The organism is Lacrimispora sp. YZC11 (assembly GCF_057543815.1).
This window is the reverse complement of sequence record NZ_BAAJYQ010000002.1, coordinates 313,586-331,502: the sequence shown is the minus strand read 5'-3', so window position 1 is coordinate 331,502 and position 17,917 is coordinate 313,586. Positions and strand designations below refer to the sequence as shown.

Annotated in this window: 26 protein-coding genes; all 26 read right to left on the bottom strand. The window is 43.9% G+C overall.

What is annotated here, in order from left to right; all coding sequences use genetic code 11:
• Nucleotides 1–249: 249 nt before the first annotated feature.
• On the bottom strand, nt 250–1,275 hold the full coding sequence (truA, locus tag AC27IJ_RS01500) for a tRNA pseudouridine(38-40) synthase TruA (protein ID WP_312504194.1): 1,026 nt from the start codon (nt 1,273–1,275) through the stop codon (nt 250–252).
• 24 nt (nt 1,276–1,299) lie between these two features.
• A complete protein-coding gene (locus tag AC27IJ_RS01495; RefSeq protein ID WP_312445977.1) occupies nt 1,300–2,100 on the bottom strand; it encodes an energy-coupling factor transporter transmembrane component T family protein in 801 nt (266 codons plus the stop codon).
• A gap of 13 nt (nt 2,101–2,113) precedes the next feature.
• On the bottom strand, nt 2,114–2,962 hold the full coding sequence (locus tag AC27IJ_RS01490; protein WP_312445975.1) for an energy-coupling factor transporter ATPase: 849 nt from the start codon (nt 2,960–2,962) through the stop codon (nt 2,114–2,116).
• Nucleotides 2,952–3,857 carry an energy-coupling factor transporter ATPase gene (locus AC27IJ_RS01485; protein WP_312445973.1) on the bottom strand — a complete coding sequence of 302 codons (906 nt, stop codon included), beginning with the start codon at nt 3,855–3,857 and terminating at the stop codon, nt 2,952–2,954. The genes AC27IJ_RS01490 and AC27IJ_RS01485 overlap by 11 nt, the downstream gene beginning before the upstream one ends.
• A 653-nt stretch (nt 3,858–4,510) precedes the next feature.
• Nucleotides 4,511–5,536: an N-acetylmuramoyl-L-alanine amidase family protein gene (locus tag AC27IJ_RS01480; RefSeq protein WP_312445971.1), complete on the bottom strand. Its 1,026-nt coding sequence runs from the start codon at nt 5,534–5,536 to the stop codon at nt 4,511–4,513.
• Between the two features lie 24 nt (nt 5,537–5,560).
• Nucleotides 5,561–6,787 carry an N-acetylmuramoyl-L-alanine amidase family protein gene (locus AC27IJ_RS01475; protein ID WP_312445970.1) on the bottom strand — a complete coding sequence of 409 codons (1,227 nt, stop codon included), beginning with the start codon at nt 6,785–6,787 and terminating at the stop codon, nt 5,561–5,563.
• 334 nt (nt 6,788–7,121) lie between these two features.
• Complete coding sequence (locus tag AC27IJ_RS01470; protein WP_312445968.1) at nt 7,122–7,658, bottom strand: bL17 family ribosomal protein; 537 nt, start codon at nt 7,656–7,658, stop codon at nt 7,122–7,124.
• Between the two features lie 98 nt (nt 7,659–7,756).
• Nucleotides 7,757–8,725, bottom strand: a complete 969-nt coding sequence (locus AC27IJ_RS01465) for a DNA-directed RNA polymerase subunit alpha (RefSeq protein ID WP_025231347.1) — start codon at nt 8,723–8,725, stop codon at nt 7,757–7,759.
• 105 nt (nt 8,726–8,830) lie between these two features.
• The gene (gene rpsD, locus AC27IJ_RS01460; RefSeq protein WP_312445966.1) at nt 8,831–9,424 is read right to left on the bottom strand and encodes a 30S ribosomal protein S4; all 594 of its coding nucleotides are present in this window, start codon (nt 9,422–9,424) and stop codon (nt 8,831–8,833) included.
• A 16-nt stretch (nt 9,425–9,440) separates the two neighbouring features.
• Entirely contained in the window at nt 9,441–9,842 is a 402-nt protein-coding gene (rpsK, locus tag AC27IJ_RS01455) for a 30S ribosomal protein S11 (protein WP_120196334.1), read from the bottom strand.
• 98 nt (nt 9,843–9,940) lie between these two features.
• The gene (gene rpsM / locus AC27IJ_RS01450; RefSeq protein ID WP_312445964.1) at nt 9,941–10,309 is read right to left on the bottom strand and encodes a 30S ribosomal protein S13; all 369 of its coding nucleotides are present in this window, start codon (nt 10,307–10,309) and stop codon (nt 9,941–9,943) included.
• 27 nt (nt 10,310–10,336) lie between these two features.
• Nucleotides 10,337–10,450 (bottom strand): 50S ribosomal protein L36, encoded by a 114-nt coding sequence (gene rpmJ, locus AC27IJ_RS01445; RefSeq protein ID WP_003497809.1) that lies wholly within the window; start codon nt 10,448–10,450, stop codon nt 10,337–10,339.
• 345 nt (nt 10,451–10,795) lie between these two features.
• A complete protein-coding gene (infA, locus tag AC27IJ_RS01440) occupies nt 10,796–11,014 on the bottom strand; it encodes a translation initiation factor IF-1 (RefSeq protein WP_013274317.1) in 219 nt (72 codons plus the stop codon).
• Nucleotides 11,015–11,019: 5 nt separating this feature from the next.
• A complete protein-coding gene (locus tag AC27IJ_RS01435; protein ID WP_487147279.1) occupies nt 11,020–11,301 on the bottom strand; it encodes a KOW domain-containing RNA-binding protein in 282 nt (93 codons plus the stop codon).
• Between the two features lie 10 nt (nt 11,302–11,311).
• On the bottom strand, nt 11,312–12,076 hold the full coding sequence (gene map / locus AC27IJ_RS01430) for a type I methionyl aminopeptidase (protein ID WP_312445960.1): 765 nt from the start codon (nt 12,074–12,076) through the stop codon (nt 11,312–11,314).
• A gap of 3 nt (nt 12,077–12,079) precedes the next feature.
• Entirely contained in the window at nt 12,080–12,724 is a 645-nt protein-coding gene (locus tag AC27IJ_RS01425) for an adenylate kinase (RefSeq protein ID WP_312445957.1), read from the bottom strand.
• A 179-nt stretch (nt 12,725–12,903) separates the two neighbouring features.
• Complete coding sequence (gene secY / locus AC27IJ_RS01420; RefSeq protein WP_312445955.1) at nt 12,904–14,226, bottom strand: preprotein translocase subunit SecY; 1,323 nt, start codon at nt 14,224–14,226, stop codon at nt 12,904–12,906.
• A 1-nt stretch (nt 14,227) separates the two neighbouring features.
• Nucleotides 14,228–14,668 (bottom strand): 50S ribosomal protein L15, encoded by a 441-nt coding sequence (gene rplO, locus AC27IJ_RS01415; RefSeq protein WP_312445953.1) that lies wholly within the window; start codon nt 14,666–14,668, stop codon nt 14,228–14,230.
• 26 nt (nt 14,669–14,694) lie between these two features.
• Nucleotides 14,695–14,877: a 50S ribosomal protein L30 gene (rpmD, locus tag AC27IJ_RS01410; RefSeq protein WP_312445951.1), complete on the bottom strand. Its 183-nt coding sequence runs from the start codon at nt 14,875–14,877 to the stop codon at nt 14,695–14,697.
• A gap of 13 nt (nt 14,878–14,890) precedes the next feature.
• Nucleotides 14,891–15,400 (bottom strand): 30S ribosomal protein S5, encoded by a 510-nt coding sequence (gene rpsE, locus AC27IJ_RS01405; protein WP_312445949.1) that lies wholly within the window; start codon nt 15,398–15,400, stop codon nt 14,891–14,893.
• A 20-nt stretch (nt 15,401–15,420) separates the two neighbouring features.
• Complete coding sequence (gene rplR, locus AC27IJ_RS01400) at nt 15,421–15,789, bottom strand: 50S ribosomal protein L18 (protein ID WP_312445947.1); 369 nt, start codon at nt 15,787–15,789, stop codon at nt 15,421–15,423.
• 17 nt (nt 15,790–15,806) lie between these two features.
• Entirely contained in the window at nt 15,807–16,349 is a 543-nt protein-coding gene (rplF, locus tag AC27IJ_RS01395; RefSeq protein WP_312445946.1) for a 50S ribosomal protein L6, read from the bottom strand.
• A gap of 67 nt (nt 16,350–16,416) precedes the next feature.
• Nucleotides 16,417–16,818 carry a 30S ribosomal protein S8 gene (gene rpsH / locus AC27IJ_RS01390; RefSeq protein ID WP_312445945.1) on the bottom strand — a complete coding sequence of 134 codons (402 nt, stop codon included), beginning with the start codon at nt 16,816–16,818 and terminating at the stop codon, nt 16,417–16,419.
• Nucleotides 16,819–16,842: 24 nt separating this feature from the next.
• On the bottom strand, nt 16,843–17,028 hold the full coding sequence (locus AC27IJ_RS01385; protein ID WP_124066982.1) for a type Z 30S ribosomal protein S14: 186 nt from the start codon (nt 17,026–17,028) through the stop codon (nt 16,843–16,845).
• Between the two features lie 15 nt (nt 17,029–17,043).
• Entirely contained in the window at nt 17,044–17,583 is a 540-nt protein-coding gene (rplE, locus tag AC27IJ_RS01380) for a 50S ribosomal protein L5 (RefSeq protein WP_312445942.1), read from the bottom strand.
• A gap of 21 nt (nt 17,584–17,604) precedes the next feature.
• The gene (rplX, locus tag AC27IJ_RS01375) at nt 17,605–17,910 is read right to left on the bottom strand and encodes a 50S ribosomal protein L24 (RefSeq protein WP_312445940.1); all 306 of its coding nucleotides are present in this window, start codon (nt 17,908–17,910) and stop codon (nt 17,605–17,607) included.
• Nucleotides 17,911–17,917 lie beyond the last annotated feature (7 nt).

Genomic DNA, 17,917 nt, shown 5'->3' with positions numbered 1-17,917 from the left:
CCTGTAAATTATGGTGTTTTTAAGCATAACTATATTACAAAATGCTCACTCCGGGGCTTTGGCTGAACATTTTCGTCTAACGTCACAGTTATACATTATATTACATTCAGCCGGATGTGTCAACCTCTTTTCCCATAATACATGAAGAAATACGCTATGCGAGCCTCTTCATGTTGCTGCGGCAGTTGCCAAATAGATATGCAAGCACATTCACTTCGCTCGTTGCAGCACAAATCAAAATTTTTCGGCTTATTTTTGCGTTATGCACCACTCCTGGTTCTCAGGATTAGCCTGAAAAATATAAAATCCATAGGGCTTTCCTAAAATGATCCTTCCGTCCTTCTCCTCGTCCCGTACAAAAATGGTTTTAGCACCGTTTTGCACCGCCTGATGGACCACACGTATCAAAAGCCTTTGAAAGTCCTCTTCCCTGCACCGGTGAATATGAAGCCAGGCTTTTCCTTCCGAAACAATCTTATCCTGAAAAAGAGTATAGCTCCATTCCTTATTCTCTCCCTGGATCTGTTTCTTAAGTGACCTTTCATAATCAAGGCTTACCAGAGTAAGTCCTTTTGCCGCAGCCTTTGGCCCGGCCACCTTCCGGTCCCTGGCATCGAGGATTTCTTCCACATGAGCCGGCGGATACGCTCCCATGCCGACCTTCATTAGCGTCCCGGCGATGATCCGTACCATGTTGTACAGGAAACCGCTTCCCTTGATGCGGATTGTAATGAGATCCCCGCTCTTTTCGATGTCCAGGCTATAAATGGTACGTACGGTTTCTTCCGCCTGTCCACGGGCCGTACAGAAGCTTTTAAAATCATGTTCTCCCACCAGGTAAGCCCCGCCTTCCCGCATTTGTTCCACATCAAGGGGAATGTAACAGAAATAGCTGTAAAGCCTCATGGTAGGTACTTCGATTTTCCTGTTCATGATTTTATATTCATAGGTTTTAACACAGTTTTGCTTTCTCGGATGATAATCCGGCGCTACCTCCTCAGACTGCAGGATCCGGATATCATCCGGCAGCCTCTGGTTTAAGGCAAAGCTTATTTTGTCGGCAGGCATCCGGTTTTCCGTATCAAAAACCGCCACATTTCCCTCAGAGTGAACCCCGGAATCGGTTCTGCTTGCCCCGATTACGGTTATAGGCTCCTTTAAAAGACAAGTCAGCTCCTTATTAAGAACTTCTTCAATGGTGATTCCGTTATTCTGGATCTGCCAGCCGCAGTAATTGGTTCCGTCATAGGCCGCAATCATTTTAACCCGTTTCATACATCCTCCTATATTATGGGAACCTTATCCCATGATTCGAAGTCCTGCGATAGCGGCCAGATATACCAGAAACACCAGATAGGCGATCCCGTCCTGTTTTCCATACCGGAGCGGCTTCATTTTAGTTCTTCCCTCCCCGCCCCGGTAGCATCTGGCTTCCATAGCCATTGCCAGATCCGTTGCGCGGCGGAATGCAGAGATAAATAAGGGAACCAGAAGGGGAATCATATTTTTTGCTTTCTGGATCAGATTTCCTGTTTCAAAATCAGCACCCCTTGCCATCTGTGCCTTCATGATCTTATCAGTTTCTTCTACAAGGATGGGAATGAATCTTAAGGCAATGGACATCATCATAGATACCTCATGGACCGGAACTCCCACTTTCTTTAAAAATCCCAGACTCTTTTCCAGGCCATCGGTCAGCTGGTTTGGTGTGGTGGTAAGGGTCATGATGGAAGAGCCAACCACCAGGTAAATGAGCCGGACTCCCATGAGGCCCGCCGTTTTCACACCTTCCTTTGTCAATTTCAAAAATCCCAGTTGGAAGATCGGCTCTCCCGGAGTCAGGAACAGATTAAAGCTGACACTGATGAGCAAGAGAAACACAATCGCCTTTAACCCGCGTACCATGAACTTAAAAGGAACCTGACTTAATCGGATCGCTGCGATAAGAAAAAAAGTGGCGATCAAATACGCCCATATATCATTTGCAATAAAAAGGGATATGATGAAAACCATAGTCCCAAACAGCTTTGTCCGGGGATCCAGCCTGTGCAGCTTTGAGTCCACCGGATAATACTGCCCTAATGTAATATCTTTCAGCATAATATCTCCCGACCTATTTTCCAAGAAGCCGTAAAATTTCGTCTCTGGCTTCTTCTACGGTTGTAATGTTATCATCAACAGGGACTCCGTGATCCCGCAGCGAATGGACCACATAGGTGATCTGAGGCGCCGCAAGGCCGATGGCTTCCAGCTCCTTATAGTGCTTGAATACTTCCTTCGGAGTATCATCAAACACCTTTTCCCCGTGATTCATAACCAGAATCCGATCCACATACCGGGCGATGTCCTCCATGCTGTGAGAAACCAGAATAATGGTCATATTCCTCTCCTTGTGAAGCCGCTCAATCTGGTCTAAGATCTCGTCCCTTCCCCTTGGGTCAAGGCCTGCAGTAGGCTCATCCAGTATGAGCACCTCCGGCTTCATGGCCAGTACACCTGCGATGGCTACCCGCCTTTTCTGTCCGCCGGAAAGCTCAAAGGGCGAACGGGCATAAAAGCTTTCATCAAGCCCTACCATGGTGAGTGCTTCCCTTGCCCGCGTCTCGGCATCCTTCCTTGAAAGCCCCTGATTCTTTGGCCCGAAGCAAACATCCGTAAACACATTGATCTCAAAAAGCTGATGCTCCGGATACTGGAATACAAGCCCTACCTTACTTCTTAAGGCCCGCAAATTGTATCCTTCCTCATAAATGTTTCTTCCATTATAACAGATGGTGCCGTCAGTGGCTTTCATCAATCCGTTCAAATGCTGGATCAGGGTAGATTTCCCGGAACCTGTGTGTCCGATAAGGCCAACAAATTCCCCATCGTTTATTTCCAGATCCACATCCTTTAACGCACGCTGCTCAAAGGCTGTTCCAGGCCCGTAAACATAACTCAAATGCTCTGCTTTAATTGCCATCTTTTGCTCCATTCCCCAGAGTTACCTTTCCAGGAAAACGCTCTGCGAACTCTGGCAGAAGATTTTCCATCAGTTCTTCCAGTGTCAGTATCCCATCCGGTAAGTCCACGCCATTCTTCTGAAGCTCATAGGCCAGCTCTGTTACCTGGGGAACATCCAAGCGGTAGGATTTAAGCTCCTCAACCCTTGAAAAGATCTCTTTTGGAGTTCCGTCCATGACCACCTTACCGTTGTCCATGACAATGACCCGGTCCGCGTCTATGACCTCTTCCATATAGTGGGTGATCAGAAGGACCGTAATTCCTTCCTTCCTGTTTAATTCCCTGACCGTTTTCACAACTTCCTTCCGTCCGTTAGGATCCAGCATGGCCGTAGGCTCGTCTAAGACAATGCACTGAGGCCGCATTGCCATAACGCCGGCAATGGCAACCCTTTGCTTCTGGCCTCCGGACAGCCTGTTCGGGGATTTTAAGCGAAATGCAGCCATTCCAACACTCTCCAGGCTCTCATTCACCCGCTTCCATATCTCCTCCGTAGGAACGCCCAGGTTTTCAGGGCCAAACCCCACATCTTCCTCCACGATATTTCCGATGATCTGATTATCAGGGTTCTGGAATACCATTCCGGTCCTTTTCCGTACTTCCCACAAATTTTCTTCCACAGAAGTGTCCATTCCCTGAATCCACACAGTCCCATCCGTTGGAAGCAGGATCGCATCCAGATGCTTTGCAAAGGTAGACTTACCGGAACCGTTATGTCCAAGAATGGCTACAAACTGCCCTGCCTTAATATCCAGACTGACACCGTCAATGGCACGTTTAATCTCTTCAATATTTTCTTCCTCATCTCTTCTGATATAGTCATATATCAGCTTTGAAGTTTTTATTATTCCCATAGCAGACCTTTCTCTGATAAATTCGAACAATCATATGCCACATAATTTTAGATGAATATTTCATAACAGTCAAGCATCGGCGCAAATCTTTTGCAAATTCATGGGTACGGCAAGGCAGTAAAATGGAGTATCTGGGAGAAAAATTGAAAATATGGTATAATTAAGATGGTTTTGGTCAAATAGATGGATCGCAACTGACAGTTGCGGAAGTTCAAGGTTGGTTTGGTGGATTGCTAGATAATTTCTTTAGGAATTATCTTTGCAGGCTTGATCATCATATTCGTCGGATGGCGGACCTGGCAAACTCTTATTCCTGTAGGGTTAGGGATTTTGGTACAGCTAGCTGGCTGCATGACTTTTGCGGTGTTCCATCCCTTAAGTATGTCAGATGTGCAAGAGCAGGGAATAAATAAGCCCGGAAAGTACTATACGATAGGAGCATGGCTGCTTTTCCCGATTCCTGTGTGTGCATTCGTGTTCGGAGCCTTTCATTTTTATCCTCGCCCCTATATATTCTTTTACACCGTATATTTTATCTTTTACCATATATCTTACGCTGGCAATAACCGCGACAATTATCATTCAAAGGAACATGAAGTAAAATACAATAGAGGTAAAAAAAGACACAGATGCAGCCATCTGTGCCTTTTTTATTACGGAACCCAAAGTCCGGAAGCATCAATGTGGTAAATACCGTCGACCTTCGTATTCACCGCCAGGCTGCCGTCACTATAGAGATAATACCACTTTCCAGGCTGAGGCTGGATCCAGCCGATAGCCATGTCTCCGTCAGCGTTTAAATAATACCACTTTCCGTTTATCTGCTGCCAGCCGGTCATCATCTGGGCGTTAGCTCCCATATAATACCATTTGTCGCCTATTAACTGCCAGCCTGCAACTGCGTAGCCATCTTTGTTAAAATAATACCATTTTCCGCTGACCATCTTCCATTGGCTGACAACGTAATTACCGTCCTCACCCCTGTACTTTTTTCCATTCTGATACTCTGCCCAGGTTCCCGAAGTATCTCCCAGTTCCTGAACCACAGAATCATCGGAGGTAGTCACTTCTCCTTCTTTTAGATAATCTTCCTCAGAAGAATCTTTTAGGATTGCCTTTACGGTATAGTAATATTTATAACCTCCATCCATATATTGCAAAAGGTCCACAGAAGTAGTTGAGGTGGTCAGGCTTTTGATCCAGATGCCGCCTTCCTTATAGAGGACCACCTGATACCTGGATGCAAAAGGAACCTTTTTCCAGGAAGCCTTCGTCTTTGCACTGTCGCTCCAACCTGCCTTTTCCGGGCTTTCAAGCATTGCTACCGGAACGTAGGAAACCTTTATTTCGGTTTCACCGTCTTCTGCCTTTACTGAAACCAGGCTTCCACCATAAATCGTGCAATCAGATCTGGTAAACGTGCCGTTCACTGTTATGGTGCCGGTGATCTTCTTACCGGGAACCCAATCGTCTGCCTCCTCCTTGCTCCATTTCGGACTTACCTCAGAATAGTTGACAGTTACATCAGGAACCTGTATTCCTGCCGTCCAACTGCTCTTACTCCCATGATCCAGGCGGATCTTCAAGCTTCCGGAAGCCGGGACCGTCATCCCTGTTCCCAGAACCATAAAGGCGCATAAAAGCACCAGCCACTTCCCTTTCCCCTGCATCCATTTCATTGATATCTACTTCCTTTCCTGCTATTACTTGCGCCAGATACCGTTGCCATCTACCGGAAAACCACTGATCGTGGTATTGACAGCTTTTGAGCCTTCACCTGGATAGAAGTAGTACCAGTTTCCGTCTACCTGCTTCCAGCCTTCCTGCATGGCTCCGGTGGAATCCGTATAATACCATTTATTATTGTAATTGATCCAGCCAATGCTCATGGCCCCCTCTACTCCGCTTGTAGTAGATGGATTTAGATAATACCATTTGTTATTAGAAACAACCCAGCCGGTTGTCATCGTACCATCGCTGTTTATGAAATACCATACATTATTTCTCTGCTGCCAGCCAGTCACCATACCGCCGTTGGCATCAAATAAATACCACTTATTATTGATCTTAGCCCAGTTGTTCTTTTGATAGGTTCCATCAGGATATCGGTAATACCAGACGTTTCCGGTCTTAATCCATCCAACCTGCCCGTTTGCTGCAGTGTTGTCATCCTGGCCGCTTCCATCTGATACCTTTTCCTGGGGCAGATATACTTCGTCAGATTCTGTCCAGTCACTGTTCTTCCCATACTTCTGCTCGCTTTCCGTATAAGGTACAGTACGGACTTTAAAGCTATAGGTTCCCGCTTTTGTCATATAAGGATAGAAATTGTACGTGGTGGCCTTTAGCTTCTCCACCTTCTTTACCACATTGCTTCCCCGGTATAAATAAACATCATAGGCGCCTGAAGTATTATCTACAGAGCTCCACTTGGCATTGCCATATCCGGACTCTCTCCAATAAGCATCCTCCGGTGAATCATAAGTGCCCTTTATGGGCTTAAAAGTAAATGTGACATACAGAGTGTCCGACCCTGAACGGCTGGCAGAAACATAGGTTCCTCCCTTAATGGATACGTTGCTGGACTGATACCCGCCCTTAAAAGCATAATCATCGGAGTTTGTCGCTCTTAAAGTCACCTTCATCTTAGGTTCGGAACCAACCTTCATTTCCTTGCTGTCAGATGTGACCCAGTCTAAATCCGTCACTTCGTATCTGTCGTTATTGGTATAAACGTAATTTCCTGTTCCTTCATTCGTTTTAAAACTACTCTCCGCTGGCAGAGTCTCTCCTGAGGCAATCTCTTCCAATCCTGCGTAAATGGTCACTGATGTTATGGTCTTTACAGCAGCCAGGGATTCAAATGGGATGCTGAGTCCCAACAGGCTTACCATAGAAGCCAAAGCAACTAACCGTTTAAAGTGTCTCATAAAAAAAACCTCCCACTATAAATTAACGTAATTTGACAAAACAGTCATCTACTTCTTCTACTGACATTATATCCCTAAAAGCAATTATCCGTCAACTTACGATATTCTTTCTTTATTCTTGCATTTCTGTATGGATGAACAGAAAAACAAAAAATCCCCATAGAGAGTATGCTCCTATACCGGGATAAGTCTGCAGCGTGAGCTGGCAAATAGTAGGATTTGCCAGCTCACAGGCATTACCCTATGAAGAAAGGTTCGATAAAACTTTCTTATGTGCAAGCACAACGAAAATTTTATCGAACCTCTCTTCAACACTGCTCATTGCTTTCGTGCTTTATACCAGTTCAAGAACCACAGCCATAGCTCCGTCACCCTTACGCTGGCCGATCTTTACGATACGTGTGTAACCACCGTTGCGGGATACGTACTTTGGTGCAACTTCTTCAAACAGTTTTTTTGGCAGATCAACAGATTTTGTATTTTTCTTTCTTCCTGCAGCTTCTGCCGGAACTTCTGTTACATCATAAAGAACCTTTAACATCTGTCTTCTTGCGTGAAGTCTGGAAGGAAGGTCTTTCTTGATCTCTTTCTCTACTTCATCGTAAACGGTAACTTTCTTGCCGTTTACAACTTCTTTTACTCTCTTGCCGTCTTTATCTTTACGTGCAACCTTTGCGGTAACCTTAACAGTCTCAAAGTTGTCTTTCTCTTTTACCGCTAAAGCGATGAGGCCTTCAGCCACCTTGCGGATTTCTTTTGCTCTTGCCTCTGTTGTCACGATTTTGCCATTATATAATAATGCAGTTACCTGACTTCTGATTAATGCTTTTCTCTGGCTGGAAGTTTTTCCCAGCTTTCTATATCCTGCCATTTTAATATTCCTCCATTTGTGGAACACAGGTACATGCTTCTTCGGACTTACTGTACCGGCGCTTAATCTCCATAAATCAGCTACTTCAAGCGGTCCAGTTATACACCGGCATCATCACTTGGGTTAAGCTGCAAACCTAACTCTTTTAATTTGGCCAGCACTTCTTCTAAAGACTTGCGGCCCAGGTTACGAACCTTCATCATGTCTTCAGAGGTGCGGTTACATAATTCTTCTACTGTATTGATACCGGCTCTCTTCAGACAATTGTATGAACGGACGGAAAGCTCCAGTTCATCGATGTTCATCTCCAGAACCTTTTCCTTTTCATTATCCTCTTTTTCTACCATGACTTCTGCAGTCTTGGCGTTCTCAGATAAATCAATGAACAGGTTCAAGTGCTCGCTGAGCACCTTTGCGGCAAGGCTAACCGCCTCATCCGGTGCCGAAGTACCATTTGTAAATACATCTAATGTCAGCTTATCGTAATCGGTAACCTGACCTACTCGGGTGTTTTCTACCGTCATGTTGACGCGCTCGACTGGTGTATAGATAGAATCAACGGCAATCACGCCAATCGGTAAATCTTCACTCTTATTCTTGTCTGCGCTTACATAGCCGCGGCCCTTGGTGATAGTAAGTTCCATATAGAACTTGCTGTCCGTACCGCCGCTGAGGGTTGCAATGATCTGCTCCGGGTTCATAACTTCAATATCCGGATCCGCCTGAATGTCCGCAGCCGTTATTACGCCTTCGCCTTCAAACTCAATGTATGCAACCTTAGCTTCGTTGGTATCGCTGTTATTTTTAATAGATAAGCTCTTGATGTTCATGATGATCTCAGTCACATCTTCCTTAACTCCTGGAATAGAACTGAATTCATGCAACACGCCGTCGATTTTTACCTGACTGACTGCAGCGCCCGGTAAGGAAGAAAGCATGATTCTTCTTAAGGAATTTCCTAAAGTCGTGCCATAACCTCTTTCAAGCGGTTCAACTACAAACTTGCCATATTTCTTGTCTTCTGAGATTTCAGCAATCTCAATGTTTGGTTTTTCAAAATCGAACACTAATAGCCCCTCCTTTTGGGTGTTTTGTATCGAGGGTCTTATACTCAAACCTTGCCCAGGGGCCACCCCCTGGGCGAAAGCCGGCTTCAATCAACAGACTTTCAATTATTTGGAGTACAACTCGACGATAAGCATTTCATTCACCGGAACATCAATCTCATCTCTTGTTGGTAACTCTTTTACAGTACCACGTAAATTCTCATGGTCAACATCAAGCCATGCCGGAACCATACGTCCTGCGGTTGTTTCCTGAACACTTTTGAATCTTGCATTGGCTTTGCACTTCTCTTTTACTTCGATCACATCTCCAGCCTTAATTAAATAGGAAGGAATGTTTACGCATTTGCCGTTTACAAGAATGCTCTTGTGATCAACCATCTGTCTGGTCTCTCTTCTTGTTCTTCCGAATCCCAAACGGAATACTACATTGTCAAGTCTTCTCTCCAGAAGGATCATCAGGTTTTCACCCACAAGACCATTCATTCTGGAAGCCTTGGCATAGTAGTTACGGAAAGGTTTCTCAAGAACTCCGTAGATGAATTTGGCTTTCTGCTTTTCTCTAAGCTGAATACCGTACTCACTCATCTTTCTGTTAGCTCTTTTTAATTCTCTGTTGGATTTTTTATCTATTCCTAAATAGATTGGATCAAGACCAAGGGATCTACATCTTTTAAGAACAGGAACTCTATCAACTGCCACTGTAATTACCTCCTAATTAGACTCTTCTACGTTTTGGTGGACGACAACCGTTATGTGGAACTGGGGTTACATCCTTAATGCTGGTTACCTCTAATCCGCATGCCTGAAGTGCGCGAATAGCTGCTTCACGGCCTGAACCAGGACCTTTAACCATAACGTCTACTGATTTTAAACCATGTATAAGAGCTGCCTTAGTTGCAGTTTCTGCCGCCATCTGAGCTGCATATGGAGTAGATTTCCTTGAACCTCTAAAGCCAAGACCACCAGCACTTGCCCAGGATAATGCATTACCCTGTGTATCTGTTAATGTCACGATCGTGTTATTAAAAGATGACTGGATATGTGCTTGTCCGCGTTCAACGTTTTTCTTTACGCGCTTTTTTGTCACTTTTTTAGTAGTGGACATTTTTTTAGCCATTTTAAACTAACCTACTTTCTTTTTACTTGCATCTGAATCCTGTTATTCCTGTTTTTAAAACATGTAACGTGATTCGCTGTTATTGGGTGTGGATATTCTTATTTCTTCTTGTTTGCTACAGTCTTTCTAGGACCCTTGCGAGTTCTTGCGTTGGTCTTTGTCTTCTGACCACGAACTGGCAGGCTCTTTCTATGACGGATTCCACGGTAGCATCCGATTTCCTGAAGTCTCTTGATGTTCATAGCGATCTCTCTACGTAAATCACCTTCAACAATCTGAGAATCAGTAATTACTGTTGAAATTCTCTTTACTTCGTCGTCTGTCAAGTCCTTAACACGAGTATCAGGACTAACGCCAGCCTCTGTCAGGATGCGGTTTGAACTTGTTCTGCCGATACCGTAGATATAGGTCAAGCCGATCTCAACACGTTTTTCTCTTGGTAAATCAACACCTGAAATACGAGCCATTTGTGTATTACACCTCCATTAATTTTTTTAACCTTGTCTCTGCTTATGCTTAGGATTTTCACAGATTACTCTGATACTGCCTTTTCTCTTTATGATTTTGCATTTTTCGCAAATTGGTTTGACTGATGATCTAACCTTCACAGCAATTCTCCTTTCCGTTATGCGCCCTTTCACATGAAGCACTTGCCGTCTTTTTTCGGACGTTTCCGCGCGAAAGCGCTCCCCCGCACCCGGCCGGCTCTTTTACGAGCCTGGTGGCGATGGAGCTCTTTTTGGAAAGAGCCTTCTGAGTATACCCGCAGTGTGTTTTATCGTAAAACCAGTGCTGCCCATAAGGGCATAATACACCCAGTATTTCAACAAAGTCGCTATAGCATTATAACACTGTTTATTTTAAAATGCAAGCACTTTTTCCTATATATTTATTAACCCTTTACCCTGGCGTGTCGCATTTAAGAAACAGGCAGTGTTTTATGAAACAGCACCTTATTTGTCTCTCCAGATGATTCTTCCCTTGCTTAAATCATAGGGGGACATCTCAATGGTCACTTTATCTCCCGGTAAAATACGAATGTAGTTCATGCGAAGTTTTCCGCTGATGTGAGCAAGTACCTGATGGCCATTCTCCAGTTCTACCTGGAACATGGCGTTGGGAAGCTTCTCCACAACGGTTCCTTCAATTTCAATAACATCTGCTTTTGACATAAAGCTTACCTCCTAACAACCTGTTCTTCTCTTTTGAAACATCTGATAAAATGTTTGATTTCTTCATCGGTGACTGATTTATTTTCCCGGATCTTCAGTCCGGGAGAATGTTTCTCCCATAAAAGGGGTTCCACATGCTTTTTCTTTTTCTTCTTCGGGCAGTTTAAACGTCTGCTTTTTCCGTCCACCAGATATATATATTCGCCTACCTCCCGCAATATGAGGAAATAACCGCCTTTATCGTGTCCCGCCGCAGACTTTACCAATGCTCCGGTACTTAATTCCATGGGCATTTCCTCAGCGGTCATGGGAAACCAGACTAAGAATCTCCGGTTCACCTTCCGTAATCAATACGGTATTTTCATAATGGGCGGAAAGGCTTCCATCCTCTGTTACTACGGTCCAGTCATCATCAAGCCATACGACCTCCGGTGTTCCCCCATTGATCATGGGTTCGATGGCCAAGGTCATTCCCGGCTTTAATTTGATTCCCCGCCTTTTCCGTGCAAAGTTCGGCACCTCCGGCTCCTCATGGAGATGAGAGCCAATTCCATGGCCCACCAGATCCCGGACAACTCCAAATCCAAATTTTTCCGCATGGGTCTGGATTGCGACAGATATATCATTCAGATGATTGCCAGATTTTGCAAATTTAATCCCTTCAAAGAAACATTGTCTTGTCACTTCTATGAGCTGCCCTGCGAAAGGAGTGATCTCCCCGATTCCGTAAGTCCTTGCCGCATCGGAATGATATCCTTTGTAAATAACCCCGGCATCCAGGCTCACGATATCGCCCTCCATTAAAACCCGTTTCTTATTTGGAATCCCATGAACCACTTCATCGTTTACAGAAACGCAGATAGAGGCAGGATAACCATTATAGTTCAGGAATGAAGGCGTACAGCCGTAGCTCCTTATGATTTCTTCTCCCAGATGATCAATATCCCAGGTTGTCATCCCCGGCTTCAAGGCTTTTGAAAGCTCTTCGTGAGTTTTACAAAGAATCTTTCCCGCCTCTCTCATAAGTTCTATCTCTCTTGCAGATTTAATCGTAACTGACATAAACTATGCTCCTAATAGGACAGCGATGTCCGTAAACACCTTATTTAATTCCTGTGTTCCATCAATATTCACCAGTACACCAGCTTCCTTATAATATTCGATCAGAGGCTTTGTCTGATCATGGTAGACCGACAAACGCTTTTTAACGGTCTCCGGCTTATCATCATCCCGCAGAACAAGCTCTGCACCGCACACGTCGCATACATCGGGAACCCTGCTTGGATTATACACAATATGATATGTAGCTCCACAGGCAATACAAGCACGTCGGCCTGCCATTCTGCCTATAATTATCTCATCCGGTACTTCCACATTAATCGCAAAGTCAATCTTCTGTCCCATCTCAGAAAGCGCCTTTTTAAGGCTTTCCGCCTGGGGAATGGTTCTTGGAAAACCATCCAGCACGTATCCGTTTACACAGTCATCATTCTGAATACGGTCCATCAGCATGCCAATGGTCAGTTCATCCGGCACAAGAGCGCCCTGATCCATGTATTCCTTTGCCTTCCTGCCTAACTCTGTTCCTTCTTTAATATTGGAGCGGAAAATATCTCCAGTAGAAATGTGGGGAATCTGATACTTTTCAGCAATTTTTTTTGCCTGGGTACCTTTGCCGGCACCAGGAGCACCTAACATGATAATTCTCATATACAGTCCCTCCCTTGCATCTATAAGGTCAACTATAAGAAACACGCTTTGTGTGTTTCTTATAATTATCGCGGCAGTCGCCGAATGAACGTACAAGCATGATCACCCGGCTCATTGCTCGCGTAAATAACACAAATTCCAAGAGAAACACGCCGTGCGTGTTTCTCTTGGTTTGTCCTCTAATCGTTTAAAAAGCCTTTATAATAGCGCACAAGCATCTGAGATTCAATCGCCTTCAACGTTTCTAAAACTACGCTGACAATGATGATTAAGGATGTACCTCCAAAGGATAAACGGCTTACACTGAATATGCCGGAAACCATGATAGGAATGATACAGATGATCGTCAAGCCGCATGCGCCTATAAATACGATATAGTTCAAAATAGAATTGAGATAATCACTGGTTGGTTTTCCTGGGCGGATACCCGGGATAAAACCACCGGACTTTTTCATGTTATTCGCAACTTCAAGCGGGTTAAACGTAATTGATGTATAAAAATAAGCGAATATAATGATAAGTGCCACGTATACAAGCAGACCAATGGTATATAACGGTCTCTCCGGTTTAAACCAGCTGGAAGAATTCAGCGCCGATAAAATGTGGCCTCCAATGCTGTTGTAGTCGATCCTAGCCCCAAAGAACTGGGAAATCACTACCGGGAACGACATAATGGAGGAAGCGAAGATAACCGGGATAACGCCGGCCGTATTCACCTTTAACGGAATGTTGGTGGCTTGACCGCCGACCATCTTCCGTCCCTGCATCTTTTTAGAATACTGCACAGGAATTCTTCTCTCACCATTCTGAAGGATAACAACAAATACAACTATCGCTATGATAACAGCGACGATAATAATGCCGGCAACTGCTGCTACGGCAACCGACTTTCCAGACATGAATCTGGTATATAAGGTTGACGCATCGGACGGAAAGCTGGAAATAATGTTAAAGGTCAGGACAATGGAAATACCGTTTCCCACACCTTTTTCCGTAATACGCTCACCGATCCACATCAGAAGAGCACTACCTGCCGTCATAGTTGCAACAGCAATGATAATACTTAATACGTTAAATTCTCTTAACAGACCCTGGCCGCCGAATCCGATCGCCATAGCGACGGACTCGATTAAAGCCAGACCAACTGTTACGTAACGGGTGTATTCTGCAATCTTTTTTCTTCCATCTTCCCCATCTCGCTGCATTTCCTCAAGCTTTGGAATCGCTATCGTCAAAAGCTGCATGATGATGGAAGATGTGATGTAAGGGGTAATGCTTAAGGCAAATACGGACATGTTGGTAAAGGAGCTACCTGTCATAGCGTTGAAGAATCCAAACGCATCGTTATTCTGCCGAGCAAAAAAATCTTTAAAGAAGCTTGTTTCAACTCCTGGAATCGGCAATTGAGAACCAATCCTAGTAACCACCAGCATCAGGAACGTAAAGATGAGTTTCTTTCTTACGTCCTTGATCTTGAATGCATTACGGAGTGTTTTTAACATATTAGATCACCTCGCAGGTTCCACCTAAAGCCTCGATTTTGGTTTTTGCGCCTTCGCTGAAAGCATCTACCTTTACTGTAAGCTTTTTGGTTAATTCTCCATTTCCAAGGATCTTAACACCGTCACGCGGATTCTTTACAATACCGCTCTCTAATAAAGTTTCAACAGTAATAACTGCACCATTGTCAAAGCACTCTAAAGCGCCTACATTGATACCGATAATTATTTTTGTATTTCTATTTGTAAAGCCTCTCTTAGGAATACGTCTGTATAAAGGCATCTGACCGCCTTCAAAACCTGGTCTGGTTGCACCGGAACGTGCTTTCTGTCCCTTATGACCCTTACCTGCTGTCTTGCCGTTTCCTGAACCATGTCCGCGGCCTCTTCTAAAGTTGTCGCTGTGTTTGGAACCTAACGCAGGCTGTAAATTTGATAAATCCATCGCTTGCACCTCCTTACTGTATTCTCTTAAATCTCTTCAACTTTTACTAAATGACGTACGTTGGCGATCATACCTCTTACTGCGCCATTGTCCGGCATCTCAACTGTCTTGTGAAGCTTCTTTAAGCCTAATGCTTCAACGGTTGCTTTGTGCTTCGGAACTGCGCCGATCGGGGATTTCACCAATGTGACTTTTAATTTATCTGCCATCTTCTTATCCTCCTTAGCCTAAAATCTCTTCTACAGTTTTGCCGCGAAGCTTTGCAACTTCTTCAGGAGTCTTTAACTTAGTCAATCCTTCAATGGTAGCAAGAACTACGTTAGTCTTATTATTGGAACCTAAAGACTTTGAATGGATATTCTTAACACCTGCAAGCTCTAAAACTGCACGTGCAGGGCCTCCTGCGATAACTCCTGTACCTTCGTTAGCTCTCTTAAGAAGTACGGATGCACTTCCGAATTTGCCGATCAGGTCATGAGGAATGCTGCTGTTCTCATCGATGGGAACTGCAACCATATTCTTAACGGCAGCCTCTTTTCCTTTACGGATTGCTTCTGGAACTTCACCGGCTTTGCCAAGACCAGCACCTACGTGGCCATTGCCATCACCCACGACTACTAAAGCAGAGAATCTCATGGTACGTCCACCCTTAACGGTTTTAGATACACGCTTGATAGCAACTACTCTGTCGTTTAATTCTAACTGATTTGCATCAAAAATAGTACGTTTCACGTTGTCATTCTCCTCTCTACTTAAAATTCCAGACCAGCTTCTCTTGCTGCGTCTGCTAATGCCTGAATTTTACCATGATATATAAAACCGCCTCTGTCAAAGACAACTCCCTTAATTCCTTTTTCAAGGGCTCTCTTTGCTACTACGGTACCTACATATGCTGCAGCATCAACGTTGTTAGTTTTCTCTAATTCTGCCTTTACTTCTTTTTCTACTGTAGAAGCAGTGACTAAAGTCTTACCAACTGTATCGTCAATAATTTGAGCATACACATGATTATTGCTTCTAAACACAGCTAAACGCGGTCTTTCTGCAGTGCCTGCAAAACGGTTACGTATTCTGTTGTGCTTTTTAACGCGAACTTCGCTTCTTGACTGTTTGCTAACCATCTTTACACTCTCCTTAATTATTTCTTACCAGTCTTACCAACTTTACGTCTGATCACTTCGTCAGCATACTTGATACCCTTGCCCTTATACGGTTCAGGTCTTCTCTTATCTCTGATTTCAGCAGCGTACTGGCCAACTTTTTCTTTATCGATACCTTTAATAATGATGACGTTCTGTCCTTCCATGGTAGCTTCGACGCCTTCCGGGTCTTCCATCTCTACCGGGTGGGAATAGCCAAGAGAAAGAACCAGTTTCTTGCCCTGCTTCTGTGCTCTGTAGCCAACACCATTAATTTCCAGTTTCTTCTCATAACCGTTGGTAACACCAACGACCATGTTGTTTACTAATGTTCTTGTCAGACCGTGTAAGGATTTCATTTTCTTTAAATCATTAGGTCTTGTAACAACGATATGACCATCTTCTTCTTTGATTGTCATCTCAGATGGCAACACTCTTTCAAGAGTTCCCTTAGGACCTTTTACAGTCACTTTGTTATTTTCTGCGATTGCAACAGTTACGCCTGCCGGAACCGCGATAGGCATTCTTCCTATACGTGACATGCCGTCTACCTCCTTAAATTTTCGGAAGAAGCGCAGAGCTTCTTCTGTTTTCAGATGTTTCCTTTAATTACCAAACAAACGCCAATACTTCTCCGCCGATGCCAATGGTGCGCGCTTCCTTATCGGTAACAACGCCCTGGTTGGTGGAGATGATAGCAGTTCCTAAACCGCCAAGTACTCTTGGTAATTCTTCCTTGTTTGCGTATACACGTAAACCTGGCTTGGAGATTCTCTTAATACCTGTGATGATTTTCTCATTTTTATCTTTACCGTATTTTAAGGTGATCCTGATGGTCTGGAATGCACCGTCTTCTACGACATCATATTTTTTAATGTAGCCCTCTTTTACAAGGATATCAGCAATAGCTAATTTCATCTTAGATGAAGGTACATCTACTGTATCATGTTTTGCAGTATTTGCATTACGGATTCTTGTAAGCATATCTGCGATTGGATCGCTCATAGTCATTTTGAAATTGCCTCCTTCCTTATTTTACCAGCTTGCTTTTCTAACGCCTGGGATCTGACCCTTGTATGCTAATTCACGGAAGCAGATTCTGCAGATTCCGTATTTTCTTAAATAAGCATGTGGACGACCACAGATTCTGCAACGATTGTATTCTCTTGAAGAGAATTTTGCAGGTCTCTGCTGTTTGATCTTCATTGAAGTCTTTGCCATGGATTATTCCTCCTACTATTTTGCAAATGGCATATTGAATAATGTCAAAAGTTCACGGGCTTCTTCGTCTGTCTTAGCGGTAGTAACGAAAATTACGTCCATACCTCTTACCTTGTCAACTTTATCGTACTCAATCTCAGGGAAAATAAGCTGTTCCTTGATGCCAAGAGCGTAGTTCCCTCTGCCGTCAAATGCGTTAGGATTTACACCTCTGAAGTCACGTACACGAGGAAGTGCAAGGTTGATCAGACGATCAGCAAATTCATACATTCTCTGGCCGCGTAAGGTTACTTTGCAGCCGATTGGCATACCTTCTCTGATTTTGAAGTTAGCAACTGATTTTTTAGCCTTTGTTAAGACTGCCTTCTGACCGGAGATGATTTCTAAATCTCTTACTGCAGAGTCTAAAATCTTGGCATTTTCCTTTGCTTCACCAATACCCATATTGATGACGATCTTATTTAACTTCGGCACTTCCATGACGTTCTTATATCCAAATTTCTTGACCATACCTTCTACGATCTCTGTCTGGTATATCTCTTTTAATCTAGCCAATTTTTATTCCTCCTCTCCGAATTAATCAATTACTTTACCGGTTGCTTTTGCAACGCGGACTTTTTTGCCGTCTTTTATCTCAAAACCAACTCTGGTTGCTTTTCCGTCAACAACAAGCATTACATTAGAGATATCAAGTGCAGCTTCCTTCTGAACAATACCACCCTGTGGGTTGCCTGCGCCTGGTTTCACATGCTTTGTAATCATGTTAATACCTTCCACTACCACTCTGTTATTCTTCGTATCTATGTGAAGAATCTTGCCCTGTTTGTCTTTATCTTTTCCTGCGATAACCTTTACCAGGTCGTCTCTTTTAATTTTATGCACAGTCCGA

Coding starts and splice junctions, on each gene's coding strand:
- truA (WP_312504194.1), bottom strand. CDS start 1,275: ATGAAACGGGTTAAAATGATTGCGGCCTATGACGGAACCAATTACTGC.
- AC27IJ_RS01495 (WP_312445977.1), bottom strand. CDS start 2,100: ATGCTGAAAGATATTACATTAGGGCAGTATTATCCGGTGGACTCAAAG.
- AC27IJ_RS01490 (WP_312445975.1), bottom strand. CDS start 2,962: ATGGCAATTAAAGCAGAGCATTTGAGTTATGTTTACGGGCCTGGAACA.
- AC27IJ_RS01485 (WP_312445973.1), bottom strand. CDS start 3,857: ATGGGAATAATAAAAACTTCAAAGCTGATATATGACTATATCAGAAGA.
- AC27IJ_RS01480 (WP_312445971.1), bottom strand. CDS start 5,536: ATGAAATGGATGCAGGGGAAAGGGAAGTGGCTGGTGCTTTTATGCGCC.
- AC27IJ_RS01475 (WP_312445970.1), bottom strand. CDS start 6,787: ATGAGACACTTTAAACGGTTAGTTGCTTTGGCTTCTATGGTAAGCCTG.
- AC27IJ_RS01470 (WP_312445968.1), bottom strand. CDS start 7,658: ATGGCAGGATATAGAAAGCTGGGAAAAACTTCCAGCCAGAGAAAAGCA.
- rpsK (WP_120196334.1), bottom strand. CDS start 9,842: ATGGCTAAAAAAATGTCCACTACTAAAAAAGTGACAAAAAAGCGCGTA.
- rpsM (WP_312445964.1), bottom strand. CDS start 10,309: ATGGCTCGTATTTCAGGTGTTGATTTACCAAGAGAAAAACGTGTTGAG.
- infA (WP_013274317.1), bottom strand. CDS start 11,014: ATGTCAAAAGCAGATGTTATTGAAATTGAAGGAACCGTTGTGGAGAAG.
- AC27IJ_RS01435 (WP_487147279.1), bottom strand. CDS start 11,301: ATGGAATTAAGTACCGGAGCATTGGTAAAGTCTGCGGCGGGACACGAT.
- map (WP_312445960.1), bottom strand. CDS start 12,076: ATGTCAGTTACGATTAAATCTGCAAGAGAGATAGAACTTATGAGAGAG.
- AC27IJ_RS01425 (WP_312445957.1), bottom strand. CDS start 12,724: ATGAGAATTATCATGTTAGGTGCTCCTGGTGCCGGCAAAGGTACCCAG.
- secY (WP_312445955.1), bottom strand. CDS start 14,226: ATGTTAAAAACACTCCGTAATGCATTCAAGATCAAGGACGTAAGAAAG.
- rplO (WP_312445953.1), bottom strand. CDS start 14,668: ATGGATTTATCAAATTTACAGCCTGCGTTAGGTTCCAAACACAGCGAC.
- rpmD (WP_312445951.1), bottom strand. CDS start 14,877: ATGGCAGATAAATTAAAAGTCACATTGGTGAAATCCCCGATCGGCGCA.
- rplR (WP_312445947.1), bottom strand. CDS start 15,789: ATGGTTAGCAAACAGTCAAGAAGCGAAGTTCGCGTTAAAAAGCACAAC.
- rplF (WP_312445946.1), bottom strand. CDS start 16,349: ATGTCACGTATAGGAAGAATGCCTATCGCGGTTCCGGCAGGCGTAACT.
- rpsH (WP_312445945.1), bottom strand. CDS start 16,818: ATGACTATGAGCGATCCAATCGCAGATATGCTTACAAGAATCCGTAAT.
- AC27IJ_RS01385 (WP_124066982.1), bottom strand. CDS start 17,028: ATGGCAAAGACTTCAATGAAGATCAAACAGCAGAGACCTGCAAAATTC.